The sequence below is a fragment of the Pseudobutyrivibrio sp. MD2005 genome (genome assembly GCF_000621865.1).
Taxonomy (GTDB): domain Bacteria; phylum Bacillota; class Clostridia; order Lachnospirales; family Lachnospiraceae; genus Pseudobutyrivibrio.
The window spans coordinates 59,926-76,897 of sequence record NZ_KK211359.1 but is presented as its reverse complement, the minus strand read 5'-3'; the positions used below and the strand labels follow the sequence as shown (position 1 = coordinate 76,897).

The following is a 16,972-nucleotide window of genomic DNA, read 5'->3' as shown; positions in this document are numbered from 1 at the left end:
ATTCTAATTTTCGTAATCAATGTCGGCATCGTCGCCAACTAACTCTTCAAATAATTTTGCCACTGCATCGAATTCAACATCATCTTCGACAAACTCGTAGACAACATCGTCTCCTTCTGTGGTTATTTCTTTTAAAATAGAAGCATTCGCATCTTCGTTTTCATCTTCACTATCGCAAACAAGCAAATATTTGATACCGGAAAGCTGTGTCTCCTCTAATACAAAAAGCTTTATTTGATTGCCATCTTCATCTGGTAAATAAATTGGTTCCATTCTAACTCCTATTATCTAAAAACTCCTGTAAAATAATGGCTGCAGCAATCTGATCGATATATTTCTTTCGATCCTTTTTTGCAACACCCGATTCTTCCAAAATCTCATCCGCATATACGGTAGTAAGTCGCTCGTCAATTAATGTAATGGGAATATCTACTCTTTTTTCTAAAAGCTCTTTAAACTTAATTGTGTCCTCGCAACGAAAGCCTTCGCTATCATCCATATTGCGGGGATAGCCAAGGACAATTTGAGTCACCTGATATTCTTCACAGATTTCTTTAATTCTGACCAAAGTGTGCCTAAGGGCGCTGGCACGCTCTCTGGTAATAGTTTCAAGTTCTTGTGCAGTCAAAAGTAAAGGGTCACTAATTGCGACCCCTACTGTTTTTGTACCATAATCAAGTCCTAAAATTCTGCCACTCATTATTTATTCCAGCTCTCGCTCTCAATGTATTCCTTGAGTAACTCTTCTACGAGCTCGTCTCTTTCGACTTTCATAATAAGACTTCTGGCATTATTATGGCTGGTAATGTATGTTGGATCACCAGACATAATGTACCCAACAATTTGATTAACTGGATTATAGCCTTTCTCAGAAAGAGCACTATAAACCTGTTCGATAACCTGCTTTACTCCAACAGGGTTTTCCTTCTGAACTTTGAAATATTGTGTGTTACTTAAATCTGCCATATCTACCTCGTCCTTATATAATAATCCCACACTACGCTTCTAATACCATAATATTAATATACAAATTGCTAAATTTCAACAAGCAAGTACTCATTATCTGGTGTAAATTCTGTGGCTTTCACTTTTAGAATTGTATTTGCATAATCTTTGTCACCCGCTTTTATTGCACATTTAATGTACTCTTTTGAAAAACCAATAAAGTATTCTTCGTTATTGATAGTAGTTTTCTCTTCAAAAAGAATATCAAGAGTTCTTCCTATGTGAGAATGCTTATACTCTAATGTCTTTTCATTTCCAAGGGCAATAAGCTTACTGCTTCGCTCCTTCTTTACTGCATTAGTAATCTGGCCCGGCATCTTCGCAGCCCTTGTACCAGCACGTTTTGAATAAGCGAATACATGAAGCTCTGCAAACTTGACCTTTTTTACAAAATCAAGAGTAGTTTCGTATTCTTCTTCTGTCTCTCCAGGGAAACCAACAATTATATCTGTTGTAATAGCCGGGTTATCAAAGTATTTTCTAAGTATTTCTACGCCTTTATAGTATTCCTCAGAGTTGTATTTTCTATTCATTCTCTCTAAGACTGTATCACAGCCTGATTGAAGGGATAAATGAAAATGAGGGCACATTTTCGAAAGTGCAGATACTCTCTTGCCAAATTCCTCTGTTACAATTTGAGGCTCAAGGGAGCCCATTCTGATTCGCTCTACACCATCAATCTTTTGAATAGCCTCAAGCAAATCAGCTAAATCATAGTCAGTGCCACTGCCATAAGAGCTCAGGTGAATACCTGTGATTACCACCTCTTTATAACCAGCTTTTGCAAGACCTGTCACCTCTTCAACCACATCATCTATATCTCTACTTCTGATACGGCCTCTGGCAAATGGAATGATGCAATATGTACAAAACTGATTACATCCATCCTGCACTTTTACAAATGCTCTTGTGTGCTCAGAATCCTTTTCGATACGCATGTTTTCGTATGATACATTGCCATCATTAATATCCACGCAGTCAAGCAGTGGTCCATCGCTTGAATCTAAGTTTTGGTAATACTCGTGAACCTTTTCCACCAAATCATTCTTTTTATTGTTACCAAGAATAATATCTGCTCCTAGTTCATCAGCAATATCCTTACCAAAATTTTGAACATAACAGCCGGCAGCAACAACACATGCTTCCGGGTTAAGTTTCTTACATCTATGAATCATCTGACGAGATTTTCTATCAGCAATATTCGTAACTGAACAAGTATTTATAACATAAACATCAGCTTTTTCATCAAAGCCAACTATTTCAAATCCATCTTTTTTCAAAAGCTCTTCCATAGCTTCTGTTTCGTATGCGTTTACCTTGCAACCAAGGTTGTGTAATGCAGCTTTTTTCATTAATAAAACTACCTTTCTAAAATGTTGAAAAATTCATAACATCCCCACAGTGTTTATTGACTTTTATACCCCATTGATTTAGTATAAGTCTATATAAAATCTATAGAGGAGGCAAGCAGAATGAAAACAGTTCAAATTTCTCTTAACTCAATTGACAAGGTTAAGTCATTTGTTAATACTATTAGCCAGTTTGACTATGATTTCGATCTTGTTAGCGGACGTTACGTTATCGATGCTAAGTCTATCATGGGTATTTTCTCCCTTGATCTTTCTAAGCCTATCGACCTTACTGTTCACGCTGAGGGTGATGCTGAGGATGTAATGGCAACATTAAAGGATTATATTGTTTAATCCTTCCTTATGTAGTAAATATTATGAGCTTTGCTATTAAGCAAAGCTCATATTTTTTACCTTACTTTAACTATCTCTACGCTATCAATAGCCTCTTTAACAAGTTCATCAATCTTCTCATCTAAAAGATGCTCGTGCTTTTCGATTGCCTCAAGCTTTGGCTTTGTAACAGGATGCTTTGCAACGAAAATAGTACAGCAATCCTCGTATGGCAGAATCGATGTTTCGTAAGTATCAATCTTTTCAGATATATCAACAATATCCTGCTTGTCGAATGCAATAAGTGGACGATATACAGGAAGTGAACATACAGCATTAGTGCAGTTTAATGACTGCATTGTCTGGCTGGCAACCTGTCCGATAGACTCTCCAGTAACAAGGCCTAAGCAATCGTTCTCCTTTGCAAAATGCTCTGCTATTCTCATCATGTATCTTCTCATGATGATTGTAAGCTCTTCATGAGAACACTGCTGATAGATGTAAAGCTGAATATCTGTAAAGTTTACAATATGTAAATCGATTGGACCTGAATACTTTGCAACAAGCTTAGCAAGATCAACAACCTTTTGTTTTGCCTGCTCAGATGTGTATGGTGGCGCATGGAAATATGTTGCAGAAAGTGTAACACCACGCTTTGAAATCATATAACCTGCAACAGGTGAATCAATACCGCCTGAAAGAAGAAGCATAGCTTTTCCTGCAGTGCCTACTGGCATACCGTGAGGTCCAGGGATTTCAGTTGAGTAAATAGCTATGTTCTCTCTAACCTCAACGTTGATAATTCTATCTGGATTATGTACATCAACATGCATCTCAGGGAATGCATCAAGAAGTCTTGCACCAATTTCAGCAGCCACTTCCATAGATGTCATTGGATATTGCTTATTTGCACGTCTTCCCATTACCTTGAATGAGAAATTCTTATCTTCGAATTCCTCGTCTACGTATTTAACAACAGCTTCTGCCATTTTGTCGAAGCCTTCATCTTCCACAACAACTGTTGGGCAGATGGCACTAATGCCAAAAACATGCTGTAATGCATCTACAGCCTCATCGTAATCGTATTCTCCTTCTACAGAAATAAAAATACGACCGCTCTGCTTTTTAACAATAAACTTGCCTTCAACTGTGTCTAAAGCTCTTTTAATCTGGCGAACAAGGGCATCCTCGAACACGTAACGGTTCTTTCCCTTAACACCTATCTCTGAATACTTAATCAAAAATGCTTGATATGTCATTTCTACCTTCCTTTTACAAAACCATTTTAGGAACTAAATCTGTAAGGGCCGAAATCGCCTCTTCTATTTCTTCCATTGTATTCTCTGGACAGAAGCTAAAACGAATTGTTCGTTCTAGCAAATCCTTTTCAAGTCCAATGGATTTAAGTGTCTCGCTAATAGCTGGCTTGTTAGAAGAACATGCCGAACCTGCCGAAACAAGCACACCGTAATTATCCTGAAGCGCATTAAGCATAACCTGCGCTCTTGTACGATTGCCCTTTATTGAAACGCTGACGATATGTGGAGCGCTGTTTTCATCAAGGTGACCATTAACTGAAACACCATCGATTGCAGAAACTCCTTCTATCAATCTTGCCCTCATAGCATACATATGCTTTCTGTTTTCGTCAAGCTTACTGTATGCTTCCTGTGCAGCAACACCCAAACCGGCTATTGCTGGAACATTTTCTGTTCCTGAACGCATTCCATTTTCGTGGCCTCCACCAAGTATCTGTGGAACCACTCTAACTTTGTCTTTTATATAAATAAATCCAGACCCCTTTGGTCCATGAATTTTATGACCGCTAACTGTAAGAATATCTATTCCAAGCTTTTTTGGCACAAGTGACATCTTACCAAAAGCCTGAATACAATCTGTGTGGAAAATGATATCAGGATTTGCCTTCTTAACAATTTTACATGCTTCCTCAATAGGCTGAAGGGCTCCAATTTCATTGTTTACCATCATTATAGAAACGAAAATAGTCTCTGGCTTAATTGCAGCCTTAAGCTCTTCCAAATCTATTACGCCATATTCATCAGTTCCAAGATATGTAACCTCGAAGCCTTCTTTTTCAAGAGCTTTAATAGGATTTAAAACACTGGCGTGCTCTATCTTAGTGGTAATAATATGATTGCCCAGGCGCTTTTTAGCCTGAACACCACCCTTTATCGCTAAATTATTTCCTTCTGTTCCACCTGAAGTAAAATATATTTCCTTAGGCTGACATTTTAAAATGCCTGCTATTATTTCTCTGGACTCCTTTATATAGTCCTTGCCTTTGTATCCCATTTTATGAAGAGATGAAGGATTGCCGTAGTTTTCCAGTAAAGCTTCCTTCATAAGCTCAAAAGCACCATCGGAACATCTGGTGGTAGCAGAATTATCTAAGTATATCATTATATGAATTCCTCACATTTAATCATCAGCATGCTAAGTGTACAAATAGCTGCTGTATCTGTTCTAAGTATTCGCTTACCCAAAGAGATAAGCTTGCATGTATCCTGTACTAAATCTATTTCAGACGAATCAAAGCCGCCCTCAGGTCCAATGAAAATGCCGATTGATTGGCCTTTCTCAAGAGAATCAAGAACGTCGAATGTATCTTTCATTCCATTTTTACTCTCAAATGGAAGTAAAAGCACATCCAAATCAAGGGCATAATTGTATGCTTCCTTGAAGGTCATAAAATCGTGAACCTCAGGAATAATTGAACGCTTGGACTGCTTGGCAGCTGTAGCTGCAACTGTATTATAGCGAGCAAGCTTTGATTTTTTCTTTTTATCATCCAGCTTAACAATACAGTTTTTCATCTGAACAGGGATGATTTCATATACACCAAGCTCCACGCATTTTTCAATAATAGTTTCCATTCTATCCCCCTTTGGGATAGCCTGAAATAGATAAATGCGGTTTGGCAATTCTGTGGATGGCACCTGTTCATTAACATCAACTGTAAGCTCCTTATCGGTGATGTCAGAAACAGAGCAAAGGTAATTGTCACCTGTAGATGAAACAGAAACACGAATCACCTCACCTCTCTTAAGGCGAACCACCCTTACTAAATGGTGCATGTCCTCACCTGTAATTATGAACTTGTTATCAACCGGAGTTTCATTAACAAAAATCTGTTGCATAATATTATTTACGAGCGGTAATGTTTACCCACTCTCCCTGATGATTAATCTCTACAATAGTAAGTCCTGCTTTTTCAAGAGCATCCTTAACTTCATCCTCTTTGAAATTAATAATTCCAGATGAGATGAAATATGCTCCGTCTTTCAGTGTTGGATAAATAGCAGGAGCCATTCCAATAATAATATCTGCAAGGATATTTGCAACAACGATATCGTATTTACCATATCCTACTTTATCCTGCAAATCTTTGTCAGTAGTAAGATTTCCCACATAGAAATCTCCTGCTTCTTTTGGAATGTTGTTAACTTCAAAATTCTCGTAAGTAGATGCGATACAATCCTCATCTATATCTGTACCAACAAGATGGCAATCTCCATTTAAAAGCTTATTAGAGATAATAGAAAGAATACCACTACCACATCCAATGTCTAAGATTTCATCTCCAGCCTTAGCATACTTTTTAAGCTGTCTTATGCAAAGCTGTGTTGTCTCATGCTTTCCTGTACCAAAAGATACTCCAGGATCAATTTCAATGACAATTCTATCTTTATCTTCTGCTGAAACATCCTCCCAGGTAGGCTTGATAAGGATATCATCAATATAGAAGGATTTGAAAAACTGCTTCCAGTTATTAATCCAATCCTCCTGCTTTGTGATACTAGTGTCTATTGTGCCTTCGCCAATATCCATAGTTTCTTTGAGCTCTTCAAGTGAAGCCTTTACCTGTGCCAAAAGACTCTCATGATCCTCTTCCTCGCCAAGATAAAAGCTTACGATAGAATGACCATCATCCTCTGGTAAATCAGGCTGAAGTTCTTCGAAAACTCCGCCCTGCTTTTCAGCATCTACCGGCACATTATTTTCAATTTCTACAGACATAATGCCAAGCTCAATAAGAGCTGCACTAACAAAATCTTCAGCATTTGTAGTTGTATTAATAGAATATTTTATCCAATTCATAATAACCTCAAAAAAGAACTGCCACATTGGAAAATCCACCAATTGGCAGTTCATAAAATCTACTTACCTTGCTCTGCTACGATTTGATCCTTAAGCTCAATACATTTATCTTTGAGCTTTCTGGAAGTGCTGGCTGATTGAATCAACCTAGCTAAAATCTTCATAGCCGCATCATACTTTTTATAGTGTACAGACATGTTGGCAAGCATGAACTCAACAGCCTCAGCTGCCATTCCACAATAAGGTGGCGTCTCCTGTGAGACAGCTTTCATAAAGCCTTCATAAGCCTGAGCATAAAATCCTTCATACTCTTTCTTGACCATCTCAACCACCTTTGGATTAGCCTTTTCATCGTTTTCGAATTCTTTAAGCTGAGCTCTTCTAAGCCATGCAATCTTTAAACATACATAAGCCTTTTCAGACATTTTAGCACGCTTTTTCATTGTACAGATAAGTGCAAGCTTAAACTTTTCGATGGAATATTCATAAGTGTATGTATCACCGATTTTTTCATTAGCCTGTGGCTTAAAGCTTGGACAAAACTCTGCTTTGATAAGCTTAACACGAGCTGTATCTATCTTGGAAAAAGTGGTATCAAGTGCTGAATAGCCACATCTTGGGCAAGAAATGAAATCGTATTTACACTTATCAACATGCTCATAATTAGGACGTAAATCAAAATCTGGCTCTAATCTCTTAAGCTTTGTGGTAAGAACTGCCTTAATAAGAAATTCCTTATCACAAACTGGACAGCGAGCTTTTTTATCAATAACAAAATCCTTTTCCTGCTTAACAACAGGCGCTGCCGCCTTCTTAGGAGCAACCTCCTTCTTTGGCTTATCGTCAGCCAAGATATTTAGCTCTTCATCCATGGAAAAGCCAAATTTCTCCATTCCTGATAATAAATTCATGCTAAAATCCTTTTCTAGGCAACATTATTAATTATTAGTAGGCAACTTAAATGAGCTCTTAAGTGAAACAATTCTATTAAATACTAAGGCATCTTCCTTAGAATCCTTAGCATCTACACAGAAAAATCCTTGTCTTACAAACTGGAAACTATCATATGCCTTAGCATCCTTTAAAGATGGCTCTACAAGGCAATTCTTAAGAACTGTAAGTGAATTTGGATTAAGATTTAAGCTACCATCTTCATTATACACTCCTTTTTCCTCGTCTACAATATTTTCATAGAGACGTACCTCTGCATTAAGAGCAGTCTTTGCAGCAACCCAGTGAATTGTACCCTTTACCTTACGGCCATCTGGAGAATCTCCACCCTTTGTTGCTGGGTCGTATGTACAATGGATGCATGTTACCTTTCCATCTTCATCTGTTTCGTATGAAGTACATGTTACGAAATAAGCATTCATAAGACGAACTTCATTGCCTGGATACAATCTAAAGTATTTCTTAGGAGGCTCAATCATGAAATCCTCTCTATCGATGTAAAGCTCCTTACCAAATGGAACCTTACGGCTTCCAAGCTCTGGATTTTCGAGATTGTTAGGTGCATCAAGCCACTCAACATCATCGCTCTCGTAATTATCAATAACAAGCTTAACTGGATCAAGTACTGCCATCACACGGCTACGGCTAGTCTTAAGATCCTCTCTGATGCAATATTCAAGCATTGCATAATCAGAAGATGAATTAGCCTTTGAAACACCTGAAAGCTCAACAAACTTTCTAAGTGACTCTGGTGTAAAGCCACGACGACGAAGTGCTGCGATAGAAACAAGACGTGGATCATCCCAGCCGTCAACAATTCCATCCTCAACAAGCTTTTTAATATATCTCTTACCTGTAACTACATTTGTAAGATACATCTTTGCAAACTCAATCTGACGTGGTGGATTTGCAAATCCTGCAGACTTAACAACCCAATCATAAAGAGGTCTATGATCCTCAAACTCAAGTGTACAGATTGAATGTGTAATACCTTCGAAAGCATCCTCAAGTGGATGAGCAAAATCATACATTGGATAGATGCACCACTTATCACCTGTGTTGTGATGTGTCATGTGTGCAACTCTGTAAAGGATTGGATCACGCATGTTGATATTAGGCGATGCCATATCAATCTTAGCTCTAAGTGTATGACTTCCATCCTCATACTTACCGTTTTTCATATCTTCAAACATCTGAAGATTTTCTTCCACTGAACGATTTCTGTTTGGATCTTCCTTACCTGGCTTTTCGAAATCGCCACGGTACTCTCTCATTTCCTCAGCTGTAAGATCTGATACATAAGCAAGCCCCTTCTTGATAAGATCAACTGCAACCTCGTACATTCTATCGAAGTAGTTTGATGCGAAATAAAGATGCTCGCCCCAATCAGCACCAAGCCACTGAATATCGGCCTTGATTGAATCTACGAACTCTACCTTTTCCTTTGTAGGGTTTGTATCATCAAATCTCATGTGGAACTCGCCGTTATATTTCTTTGCAAGACCATAGTTTAAGATGATTGACTTTGCATGGCCAATATGTAAGTAACCATTTGGCTCTGGAGGAAAACGTGTGCAAACATGGTCGTAAACGCCCTCCTTTAAATCCTTGTCAATTTCAAGCTCGATGAAATTTTTGCTAACTGCTTCTTCACTCATTTCTTATACTGTCCCTTCTGTTTCTATAGGCTTCTCCCTCTGGGAGAAGCTGTCAGCATAGCTGACTGATGAGGGTGTCCCCTCTTAAAATCTTAAATCTAGTGTATATGTGTATGCGTAAACAAATGGTCTGAGCAATACTCATAATTGCCATTACACTTGCTACAAAATCTGAACTCCAGCTCTGGATTTGAAAGCTCGGTGCGACCACAAACTGCACACTTATGTCTGGCTATAGGTGAACCATCACGATACTGTGCTCTAGGTGGTGTAGCTGCACGTCTAAACTCCGCTCTTCGATGAACTTCCTTAGGATTGAATCTTGACATATTTCTTGTCATCAAGAAGAATATCAAGAAATTGAGAAGGGACGCAATAATAGGAACCGCCGCATACAACGCACCTACTCTCAAATAACTAATAATCTGATAGCCAATAATCACCATATAGAAAATTGACATCCACTTCATCTTAATAGGAATGATGAAATACAAAAGCACCTGCATATCTGGAAAGCATACAGAAAATGCCAAAAAGATAGACAAGTTTATATAATATGTACTAATCACCGAACCAATATAAAGTGTAGGCCCATAAATAGCATACACAATAAAAGCACCGATAATTGTAAACAGCATACCGCCAAACATATACAGATTAAACCTAAATGCGCCCCAGGCATTCTCAAGTGTTGTTCCCAACGAATAATATAGAAGGAACATAAACGCTGCCCAGATTATGCTACCCTGCGGCGGCATAACAACCCAAGTAAACAAACGCCAAACCTGACCATGTAAAATATAGTAAGGCTCAAGTGTCAAATAAGATAAAAAAGGCACACCAGTAAAAGTCTGTCCAAAATACAAAAGGTACCCAATAGCATAGGCCCCCAAAATATAAATAATCAAATTATGAATAGCATATCTGCCAAATTTCTTTTCTAATTTATCTATCAAAGCATTACCTCCAAGACAAAGTCATAGACTTTAAAGATTATAAACCTATAAAGCACCGATTCGCAACATATTTTCTTAAATAATTGCCCCTCTCCTCACCATTCACAGCCACCATAAGTTTATGACGCCCTCACCCCCTGTCAGTGGCCTCCACTATACACCTTGCGTGATTTTGCGAATATTGCTGTTTTTCTTATGGGCCAAATTTATGCATCGCACATGTGTCTTGTTGCGGAATGAACTATTTTGAAAAATGTTTTTCAGGTGGCGGACACTGATGTTTTATATGTACTTCTCAGGCTGAGGGGACTTGGTTTCATATTCCGCTCGCTAAGTAACATGACAAAGCAGGTTTTGCATATATAATCACCGTGGCACATTCAACATCGTGTTTTAAGTGACCACTTGCGCTGCCGTCCGTGGCAGCGCATGCTTATATATTGCAAAACCTGCTTTTATGTTACTAAGCTCGCTCCAAAATCAACCAAGTTCCCCTCAGTCTAAGAAGCACATATTATTCTATGTTGTGTGTCCGCCACCCAAAAACCTTTTTCAAAATTGTACAGGCCTGCAAAAGACACATGTAAATAAAAGATGCATAAATGGCCTATTAGAAAAACGCAATATTCATGCAATGCGCAAGGTGTATAGTGGAGGCCACGGCTAGGGGGGTGAGGGCGGACGCACAAAACAAACTGTGAATGGTGGCCAAAACCCTAGAGAGGGCAATTATTTAAGATACGTGTCTACGTTGCTTTGGTCGATGAGTTCGTAGGGAACGTAGTAGTATTTGTTGTCCTCCAGGTATATGTCAGACGGAACTTGACCGTCTTTGCCGAGGCCAAGTGCAAGCTTTGCAATTATGCGCCCTTTTTCTTGAGCATTGTTCAGGGCTGTGCCTTCTATTAGGCCCTTGTCTATGCATTCCAGGGCTTCGTCCTGTCCGTTGACGCCAACAATCATTGGCATTTTTTGAACGCCAAAGCTTTTAAGGGCATCAAGTGCTCCTAAAGCCATATTGTCGTCATTGGCAAGTACAAGTTCTATTTGTCTAGGGTAGCCAGCCAAAAGCGAAAGCATTTTTGTCTGAGCCTGATTTCTGTCCCAGTTTGCTATTTCATCTCCCAGCATTTCCATTTCGTATCCGTTTTTTAGTATGGTTTCTACGGAAACACGGCTTCTTATAATGGCATCCTGATGCCCCGCTTCGCCTTCCAGCAACACATATTGGATAACCCCATCCTGGTTTATGTCTATGTCTTCAAATCGAGTTGCCAAAGCATTTAAGACAATCTGTCCTTGAATCTCACCACTGGCTTCTGGCTTTGCACCAACATAGTAAAGCTTGTCAAATCGATTAAGGTCGTCCTGTACAAGCTCGCGATTGAAAAAGACAATTGGTATGTCTGCCGACTTTGCCATTTCTATGATTACATTTGGATCAGTTCGATCCACAAGGTTTACGCAGATTACATCGTAATCGTTTGAGATGAAATCCTCTACCTGATCATTTTGAACAAGCTGATTCTTACTTGCGTATACAACAGTGCAATTCACTTCAACCCCTTGCTCTTCCCCATATTTTATAAGATTGTCCTCGATGTTGTGCCTTATCTCCTCTGTGAATGGATCGAACTCATTGTACATGGTAATTCCAATCCTTATAACTTTTGTCTGCTCTAACTCTTCCTGCTGATAAATGGCACATCCGGCAATTATAAAAGCTATAAGGATTAAAGGTATTATTCTAAGAATCGGATTCTTAACGACAGTTAAATATTTATTTAGCAAATGGGAACAAAACCTTTTCATATTGCTCTGAATATATATCCTCTCTTTCAACAATGTAATATAAATGAACCTTTGGCAGCTCCTTCTTACCTTTTGACAGCACCTGATTTATTGCCATAAAGCCTATGGTGTAATCATCCTTGCAGGCAAGGGCTTTTATCAAATCGCTGTCTAAGTAATATACGGCAGCCTGTCTGTCATCCACGCCGTATATATTAAATGAACTGTCGATAAGCCCCTCAACATTAACAGCATCATCTAGGACTGCGGAGTCGAGAATAATCGCTCCATCATATCTCTTTTCTGCTATGGCTTTGGTGATAAAAAACGTGATTGTAGAATCATCAGCCGTAAGCTTTTGAACCTCAATTGTCACATCAGTATTCTCAAATCCATCGCTTAATCCCTCGATTATCTTGTCGTTGTTGATATTTTCTGCTGTGTATAGCACCAAAAGATTTTTATCATTAGAATTATCCATAATGAATGCTGCATAATCCTTGCCCAGGCTATAATCATCAGCTATTACACCATTCTTCAAGCCATAAGGGCCATTCTTAGCGAAATATACTTTAGACTGAAGCTTTTCATCTTCCACATATTCCTTAACTTCATCGTAAAAGCCTGATGCTATTACCACATAATCAGCTCCATCTGCCAGCTGTCTTTCAATCATCTCTATTTCTCCATCTGCTCCAGCAGCAATAGGGCTATTCAAAAATGTGACCTGACAGTTTCTATCTAACGCTGCTGTTTGAGCACCAGATTTCATATTCTCCCAGGCATCCAGATTATCACCGGTAACCACGAATGATATTGATACCTCATCCTCTGTCAGCTTGTTGTAATTCGCATATACGAATAATTCAATAATAATGAGAACCAAAAGAGCTATGAATGAAGCTGTCAACAATTTGTTATTTCGCATTCTCTTCACCTCCTATGTATTCCTCGTATGTGATTTTAGGAAGATGAATAATTGCAGTGGTACCTTCATCTAATTCGCTCTCCAGTTTAAGACCGTAGTCCTCCTTGAAATAAAGATTGATTCGCTGATTGATATTCCATAGTCCTATACCTGAACCTTTCTTGCTGGAATGAGTCTTTTCCACCAGCAAATCTTTGAGCTTATCTTCTGGAATACCCATACCATTATCCTTAACCTCAATATAGATATCACCGTCTTTTTCATAGCCTTTAATCTCTATCAAGCCCTCATCATACAAATCTCCAACGGCATGATAAATGGCATTTTCAATTAACGGCTGGATAATGAGCTTGATTGTGATGCAGTTTTCAATTGCTGGATCAATATCTATTGTGGCATCAAACTTATTCTTGTAACGCACCTTTTGAATAGCCAAATAGTTCTTGGCGTGGGTAACTTCATCCTTAATAGTGATGATGTTATTTCCCTTACTCAGACTGATTCTAAATAGTGACGCAAGGCTTGTAATCATGGAAATCGCCTCTGGGTATTTTTCAGCCTCTATCATCCATACAATCGAATCCAAAGTGTTGTACAAAAAGTGCGGATTAATTTGAGCCTGCAGTGCATTCAATTCGGATTTACGTTTTTCCTTTTGCTCAGCAACTCTCTCGTCCATCATGGTACGCATCTGAACAACCAAAGATTTTATAGTCCTTCCAAGATGCCTAATTTCATGAGATCCACCAATAAAGATTCTCTCTTCATTCAATTCACCAGCATCGATTGTATTAAGGGAATCTTCAAGCTTTCGAATTGGGTCTGTCACAATTTTTGAAATAAAAATATTACCGAATAAAATCAAAAAGATTGTAACAGTGATAATAATGAGCATGAATGCACGAAGCTGATTGAATCGTTCTCCCAGCTGATTTATAGGAACAACTGAAACTATCTTCCATCCGGTGTAGCCCACAGTCTTTACAACAACAGCTCTTTCTTCTCCCTCGAACTCTTCTATGTAATCGCCATCATCATATGTGGCAGCCACAAGATTATTCTCGTTAACAAGCCCTGCATAAATTGCTTTCTGTGCTGGATGATAAATAATCTCTCCATCAGAATCTATGAGATATACATAACCTGTACCTGTTTCATTTACTCTTGAAAACATCTGCTCAATTGCAGAATAATTCATATCAACAAGAAGTGTACCGCGACGGGTGTACCCCATAAAATTAAGGTCAACACTTCGACTCAGAGATACAACCCAGTAGTATCTATAATTACTACTTTCAAACATGTTTTGGACATGTGGCTTAGAAAAATGGAAGTTTTCAAACTTCTCTTCACTGCTTGTAAACCAGTCCTGATCTGTAAAATCTACTCCAGCTTTTCTAGTGGCAATGGGTGCAGCTGAAATAAGCGCACCATCTTGAGATACGCAGGCGATACTAATCAAATCATCCTTATTAGCCTCATACAAAATATCCATCTCTTTTGTCATGGTATCGCTAGTCAAATCCATATTCTTAATTACGCTATAGTACATACTGTTAGATATGCCCATCATATTACGTAAATACGAATTAACATTTAACCCCATCTGCGCAACAATCTGCTTATTATTATCTATAGCATTTTGCCTGGTAGCATTTATAAAGTTTTTATAAAAAGCAAGGGCCATAAAAGTCATGCTTATGATTGCGACAATAGTAAAAGAAAAAGAAATAATAAGCTGTATACTTCTCCTTTTTGACGCCCTCTTGACCCTTAAAATCTGCGTCTTTAAAATGGATTTTTTCATTAACTCTCCCTTTGCTGACGATATTTAGAAGGTGAAATTCCATATGCCTTCTTAAATACATAGCTAAAGTAATTTGGCTCATCATATCCAATCATTCCCGCTATGATATAAGCCTTTTCATCTGTAGTCTCCAATAGCTCTACCGCCTTTTTCATACGTATATTTGTAAGATATGTTACAAAGCTATCCCCTGTGCTCTTTTTAAACAGCGCCGAAAAATAATTAGCACTAACATTTAAGTGTGAACAAAGCCTATCAACAGACAAATCCGACTCACTAAAATGCTCCCCTATAAACTCTTTAGCTTTATCTATCAGCAAACTGGTAGAATCCAAACGTGTTTTATTAATCTCTTTGCGAATAGCGAAGCATTTATCAATGAACCATTTTTCAATGGTATCAAAGGAATCGAACTCATCTAAAATAACAAGCACATCCCCATCCTTATTAGACATATCAATATCTGAAATATCATAGGATTTTGCAAGCTTTATCACCTCAAAATAAGCTTCCAGTATAGAAAGCTTCAACTGATAAATTGCAATGCCCTTATGTGAAAGCCCCTCAAAAAACTCATGAATCGCCTGATTCAAATCTTCCTCAGAGCCAATCTTAATCTGCTTTAAAATATTATTAACATTATCGTTTTCGAAAAGATTCACCGATGCCTGATGAGGCTCTACATCATTAATAGAGATAGCCTGGTTCTCATCAAACAAAATACGATAAGACACTGCATCTCTCGCCGACTTAAAGGAACTAAACAAATCCTTTAGACTTGTAACTACATTACCTGCACCAGCAGTTGTTGGCACCTCAATAAGCTTTGCCGACATCTTACAAATCTTATCGAGCTCACCCACAAAACCCTGATACTCCTCTTCCTTCTCAAAGCATCCAAGGACAATAACATTGCCCAGATAATTTATGCAATGATAATTATTAAAGCCTTCCAAGCTCTTCTTCGCTAGCTGATTCAAAGAAACTGAAAGCAGCTTTCTATCCACGTTATTAACTTTTTCACTCTTATCAAAGGATAATTTTATAATGCCGACAGCATAGAAATTCCCCTCGATGCCTTCACCATAATCAGACGTAATCTCAGAAATACGATCAAGCTCTATATGGCCCTCTATCAAACCAATAAGGAACTGCTCTCTAAAAAAAGGAAAACTCTCCTGGTAATACTTCTCCAGATTCTGAATATTCCTCATCTTATCCAGCTCATCATCCAAACTCACTTTGATACGAGCAAAAACCTTATAAAGCTCATCAGCATCGATTGGCTTTAAAATATATTCTTCAGCAGAAAGCTCTATGGCCTCCTTAGCATACTCAAACTCATCATAGCCAGAAAATATAACCACCTTTGTAGCAGGCTGCTGTGCCTTAAGCTGCTTACAAAACTCCAGCCCATTCATAAACGGCATATTAATATCCGTCATCACAACATCCGGCTGCTTCTCCAGCGCAACCTCCAGTGCATCCTGACCATTCTCAGCCGTAGCAATAACCTGAAATCCCAGCTCCTGCCAATTAATCTTCTTTTCAATGGCGACGCGTACTTCCTCCTCGTCGTCTACAAGCATAACATTATACATAAAAACCTCTCCCTAAAAAAACCGTTACGAATATCTTAGCACAAGACCCCTCAATGTGCCACAGGCACCCGCCCCTTGTTTCCCAATCCACCGCCCATAGCTTCATGCCCGCTTCTTCCCGCTACCCCAAGACTTTTTTGCGCCCACCATAACCTGGAGGCTGCCGGCCTCTTGCCCTGTGGCTTGCCGCGCCAACGCTATAGCTACATCATTTGAGCAAAATTTTAGATTTTCTTAATACTGCAAATGGAGCTTTCTGCAGGTGTACTTTCGTTGGTTTTGCCATTCGTGGGTAAGTGTTTGTTGCGGTGCTGACACTATGAAGTACAAACATTACTACCAAACAGATTCGCAGTATAATTGCATTCATACTCCATTCACTAAGTAAAATTAAAGAAACAGGTTTTATAAGTTTATATACCGCCTTCAAGTTCAGTCCGTTTCACTATCAGGCTCGGGGTGCCGTCCATGGCA

16 protein-coding genes are annotated in these 16,972 nt (G+C 38.7%); 1 reads left to right on the top strand and 15 read right to left on the bottom strand.

Annotated features, from left to right (window positions below; all coding sequences use genetic code 11):
* Positions 1 to 3: 3 nt before the first annotated feature.
* The 4 genes from T498_RS0111665 to mtaB all read right to left on the bottom strand — a co-directional run bounded on the left by T498_RS0111665 (position 4) and on the right by mtaB (position 2,357).
* Positions 4 to 273, bottom strand: a complete 270-nt coding sequence (locus T498_RS0111665) for a DUF1292 domain-containing protein (RefSeq protein ID WP_028236059.1) — start codon at positions 271 to 273, stop codon at positions 4 to 6.
* 1 nt (position 274) lies between these two features.
* On the bottom strand, positions 275 to 700 hold the full coding sequence (gene ruvX / locus T498_RS0111660; RefSeq protein WP_036978499.1) for a Holliday junction resolvase RuvX: 426 nt from the start codon (positions 698 to 700) through the stop codon (positions 275 to 277).
* Positions 700 to 966 (bottom strand): IreB family regulatory phosphoprotein, encoded by a 267-nt coding sequence (locus T498_RS0111655; RefSeq protein ID WP_028236057.1) that lies wholly within the window; start codon positions 964 to 966, stop codon positions 700 to 702. The genes ruvX and T498_RS0111655 overlap by 1 nt, the downstream gene beginning before the upstream one ends.
* Before the next feature lie 68 nt (positions 967 to 1,034).
* On the bottom strand, positions 1,035 to 2,357 hold the full coding sequence (gene mtaB / locus T498_RS0111650) for a tRNA (N(6)-L-threonylcarbamoyladenosine(37)-C(2))-methylthiotransferase MtaB (RefSeq protein WP_028236056.1): 1,323 nt from the start codon (positions 2,355 to 2,357) through the stop codon (positions 1,035 to 1,037).
* Between the two features lie 120 nt (positions 2,358 to 2,477).
* Here mtaB and T498_RS0111645 point away from each other — a divergent pair, with 120 nt between their 5' ends.
* A complete protein-coding gene (locus tag T498_RS0111645; RefSeq protein ID WP_028236055.1) occupies positions 2,478 to 2,708 on the top strand; it encodes an HPr family phosphocarrier protein in 231 nt (76 codons plus the stop codon).
* A 56-nt stretch (positions 2,709 to 2,764) separates the two neighbouring features.
* Here T498_RS0111645 and thiI read toward each other — a convergent pair whose 3' ends face one another.
* From thiI to T498_RS0111590, 11 genes are all read right to left on the bottom strand, one after another.
* The gene (thiI, locus tag T498_RS0111640; protein WP_028236054.1) at positions 2,765 to 3,946 is read right to left on the bottom strand and encodes a tRNA uracil 4-sulfurtransferase ThiI; all 1,182 of its coding nucleotides are present in this window, start codon (positions 3,944 to 3,946) and stop codon (positions 2,765 to 2,767) included.
* A 13-nt stretch (positions 3,947 to 3,959) separates the two neighbouring features.
* Positions 3,960 to 5,111: a cysteine desulfurase family protein gene (locus T498_RS0111635; protein WP_028236053.1), complete on the bottom strand. Its 1,152-nt coding sequence runs from the start codon at positions 5,109 to 5,111 to the stop codon at positions 3,960 to 3,962.
* Entirely contained in the window at positions 5,108 to 5,845 is a 738-nt protein-coding gene (locus T498_RS0111630) for an RsmE family RNA methyltransferase (protein WP_028236052.1), read from the bottom strand. Before T498_RS0111630 ends, T498_RS0111635 begins: the two co-directional genes overlap by 4 nt.
* A gap of 4 nt (positions 5,846 to 5,849) precedes the next feature.
* On the bottom strand, positions 5,850 to 6,806 hold the full coding sequence (gene prmA / locus T498_RS0111625; RefSeq protein ID WP_028236051.1) for a 50S ribosomal protein L11 methyltransferase: 957 nt from the start codon (positions 6,804 to 6,806) through the stop codon (positions 5,850 to 5,852).
* Between the two features lie 59 nt (positions 6,807 to 6,865).
* Positions 6,866 to 7,717, bottom strand: a complete 852-nt coding sequence (locus T498_RS0111620) for a DUF2225 domain-containing protein (RefSeq protein ID WP_028236050.1) — start codon at positions 7,715 to 7,717, stop codon at positions 6,866 to 6,868.
* A 27-nt stretch (positions 7,718 to 7,744) separates the two neighbouring features.
* Positions 7,745 to 9,415, bottom strand: a complete 1,671-nt coding sequence (locus T498_RS0111615) for a glutamine--tRNA ligase/YqeY domain fusion protein (protein WP_028236049.1) — start codon at positions 9,413 to 9,415, stop codon at positions 7,745 to 7,747.
* A 98-nt stretch (positions 9,416 to 9,513) separates the two neighbouring features.
* Positions 9,514 to 10,371: a hypothetical protein gene (locus T498_RS0111610; RefSeq protein WP_028236048.1), complete on the bottom strand. Its 858-nt coding sequence runs from the start codon at positions 10,369 to 10,371 to the stop codon at positions 9,514 to 9,516.
* A 729-nt stretch (positions 10,372 to 11,100) separates the two neighbouring features.
* Entirely contained in the window at positions 11,101 to 12,162 is a 1,062-nt protein-coding gene (locus tag T498_RS0111605) for a galactose ABC transporter substrate-binding protein (RefSeq protein WP_207638278.1), read from the bottom strand.
* On the bottom strand, positions 12,152 to 13,090 hold the full coding sequence (locus tag T498_RS0111600; RefSeq protein WP_028236046.1) for a substrate-binding domain-containing protein: 939 nt from the start codon (positions 13,088 to 13,090) through the stop codon (positions 12,152 to 12,154). Before T498_RS0111600 ends, T498_RS0111605 begins: the two co-directional genes overlap by 11 nt.
* Positions 13,080 to 14,897, bottom strand: a complete 1,818-nt coding sequence (locus tag T498_RS0111595) for a sensor histidine kinase (RefSeq protein ID WP_028236045.1) — start codon at positions 14,895 to 14,897, stop codon at positions 13,080 to 13,082. Before T498_RS0111595 ends, T498_RS0111600 begins: the two co-directional genes overlap by 11 nt.
* A complete protein-coding gene (locus T498_RS0111590; protein ID WP_028236044.1) occupies positions 14,897 to 16,498 on the bottom strand; it encodes a response regulator transcription factor in 1,602 nt (533 codons plus the stop codon). The genes T498_RS0111595 and T498_RS0111590 overlap by 1 nt, the downstream gene beginning before the upstream one ends.
* Positions 16,499 to 16,972 lie beyond the last annotated feature (474 nt).

Coding starts and splice junctions, on each gene's coding strand:
- T498_RS0111665 (WP_028236059.1), bottom strand. CDS start 273: ATGGAACCAATTTATTTACCAGATGAAGATGGCAATCAAATAAAGCTT.
- T498_RS0111615 (WP_028236049.1), bottom strand. CDS start 9,415: ATGAGTGAAGAAGCAGTTAGCAAAAATTTCATCGAGCTTGAAATTGAC.
- T498_RS0111655 (WP_028236057.1), bottom strand. CDS start 966: ATGGCAGATTTAAGTAACACACAATATTTCAAAGTTCAGAAGGAAAAC.
- T498_RS0111595 (WP_028236045.1), bottom strand. CDS start 14,897: ATGAAAAAATCCATTTTAAAGACGCAGATTTTAAGGGTCAAGAGGGCG.
- T498_RS0111630 (WP_028236052.1), bottom strand. CDS start 5,845: ATGCAACAGATTTTTGTTAATGAAACTCCGGTTGATAACAAGTTCATA.
- thiI (WP_028236054.1), bottom strand. CDS start 3,946: ATGACATATCAAGCATTTTTGATTAAGTATTCAGAGATAGGTGTTAAG.
- T498_RS0111620 (WP_028236050.1), bottom strand. CDS start 7,717: ATGAATTTATTATCAGGAATGGAGAAATTTGGCTTTTCCATGGATGAA.
- T498_RS0111600 (WP_028236046.1), bottom strand. CDS start 13,090: ATGCGAAATAACAAATTGTTGACAGCTTCATTCATAGCTCTTTTGGTT.
- prmA (WP_028236051.1), bottom strand. CDS start 6,806: ATGAATTGGATAAAATATTCTATTAATACAACTACAAATGCTGAAGAT.
- T498_RS0111645 (WP_028236055.1), top strand. CDS start 2,478: ATGAAAACAGTTCAAATTTCTCTTAACTCAATTGACAAGGTTAAGTCA.
- ruvX (WP_036978499.1), bottom strand. CDS start 700: ATGAGTGGCAGAATTTTAGGACTTGATTATGGTACAAAAACAGTAGGG.
- mtaB (WP_028236056.1), bottom strand. CDS start 2,357: ATGAAAAAAGCTGCATTACACAACCTTGGTTGCAAGGTAAACGCATAC.
- T498_RS0111590 (WP_028236044.1), bottom strand. CDS start 16,498: ATGTATAATGTTATGCTTGTAGACGACGAGGAGGAAGTACGCGTCGCC.